Source organism: Sphingobium sp. FW306-1B-F04DB (assembly GCF_058781925.1).
The window spans coordinates 1-1,695 of record NZ_JBYSXE010000113.1 but is presented as its reverse complement, the minus strand read 5'-3'; the positions used below and the strand labels follow the sequence as shown (position 1 = coordinate 1,695).

At 56.2% G+C, this 1,695-nt stretch carries 2 protein-coding genes; both read left to right on the top strand.

Annotated features, from left to right (window positions below; all coding sequences use genetic code 11):
• Positions 1-1,113: COG3904 family protein (locus AC3WJD_RS21925; RefSeq protein ID WP_492748964.1), on the top strand; the 1,113-nt coding region annotated here is incomplete at its 5' end.
• Positions 1,114-1,131: 18 nt separating this feature from the next.
• Positions 1,132-1,539 carry a hypothetical protein gene (locus tag AC3WJD_RS21920; protein ID WP_492748962.1) on the top strand — a complete coding sequence of 136 codons (408 nt, stop codon included), beginning with the start codon at positions 1,132-1,134 and terminating at the stop codon, positions 1,537-1,539.
• Positions 1,540-1,695: the final 156 nt, after the last annotated feature.

Here is a 1,695-nt window from a genome sequence, read left to right as displayed (position 1 = left end):
GCCACACCGCGCACTTTGTTCGGCAGCAGCGGCCGAAGCCGCTCAAACTGCGCCTCACTCAACCAGAACTCGCTCAAATCCACACTCCTGCAATCCAGGAGCCTGAATCACATGCAAGCGGCTTTGGGAATCCTGTTTATGGGTCCGGACCCTAGGGGTGGAAGCGCCGGCTGGGCCAATTTCGCGAAATTCCTGCTCATCGTCGGCGTATTGGGCTCGTTCGCCCAAGCCAAGAATTATGGGTTGCAAGCGCTTGAATTTGGACAGCTTGCACTGGGCCGAGACCCGATGGGGACGATGGCGGACATCCAACGGGTAGGCGAAGAAGATATTAAGTTAAGCGGGCTGATTACGCAGGGCACCGCGGATCTTTTACGTGAGGCCGCCGAAAAGGCGCCGAATCTCAAGACCATCCATCTAGAATCTCTTGGCGGCAGGATCTTCGAGGCCCAGCAGATGGCCGAATATGTCCGTCAGCGCGGTCTCGATACGCGAGTAAACAAGCGGTGCGAATCCGCCTGCACACTGATCCTGCTTGCCGGTCGAGAGCGTTTCGCCGAGCGCCTTGCAAGGGTTGGCTTCCATCAACCCGACTTCCCCGGCCTAACGGGCGAACAACGCAACATCATCGTTCGGGACAACACGAAGCTTTACACCGCAGCGGGCATGAGTGCGTCATTCATATCCCGTGTGATGGCCACTCCCCCGTCGGATATGTGGTATCCAAGCTATGATGAATTGGTGGAGGCCGGTGTCGTGACGGGGGAGGAGGTTGTCGTTGGCAATTCATCCAATGATCAGCTGGGGCTAGCAATCGCCAGTAGCGCACGGCAGGTAAATCGGGGAGCGCCGCTCAAGCTGGACGAGTTCACGCAGCTCGTCGGCGCCGAGGCAAGCGGGCATCAGCTCATTTTCAACCACAAGCTTTTGGTCGACGTTCCCAACAACAAGGTCGTTGGGATCCGTGACAAGATGGAAGAGAGTGTGAACGCAAGCGCTTGCGCCAACGCAGCCGCGAAGCGCCTCGTCCAATCTGGCGGACGCTTAGTGTATCGATACCGTTCTGTTGGGGGAGGCAAGCTGTTCGATGTTACCGTCACAAGCTGCGCGTGAGCATCGCGGGAGGATGGAATGAACAGCACGGTTCTGTTTTTAATCGTCGCGATCTGCGGGCCACTCCTTCTCATCGCGTTCACAAGCTTTGTGCTTCACTACTTCGTCGCACTTAAGTCCAAACCGACAAGGCGTGCGCTTTGGACAGCTGGGCTCGCCTACGTCCTCACGTCTCTTGTTTTGGTCTTCGGTTTGCCGACTGACCAATCCTTTTATGGCCCGTTGGCGGGGATACCCAGCGGCCTCATTGCTTTCCTATTTTGGAAGTACGATTTTCAACAAGATTGGGTTGATGGCGCCGATCAACTGCCCGAAGGGGTAGAACTGCTTGATGACGATTGGCGAATTGGTCTCTTACGCTTCGCTATCATGATAACGGTAGTCATCGGGCTGGGCTTCTATAAATGGGCCATGCGTTCCATGTGAAGTCGCGGATTAGCGTATTCTGGGTGTCCGCTTCCCACGACTTTTCGGACGCTAGCGACTTCGCATGCCTACGACAAAACCGGACACCGCGTAATTGATGTAGTCACCCTCCTGGATGGTACGAAGTCGCGAACGCTTCAATGCAGGAGGGTGACC

Bases quoted from the DNA above. Each gene is read 5' to 3' on its own strand.
- AC3WJD_RS21920 (WP_492748962.1), top strand. From the start codon at position 1,132: ATGAACAGCACGGTTCTGTTTTTAATCGTCGCGATCTGCGGGCCACTC.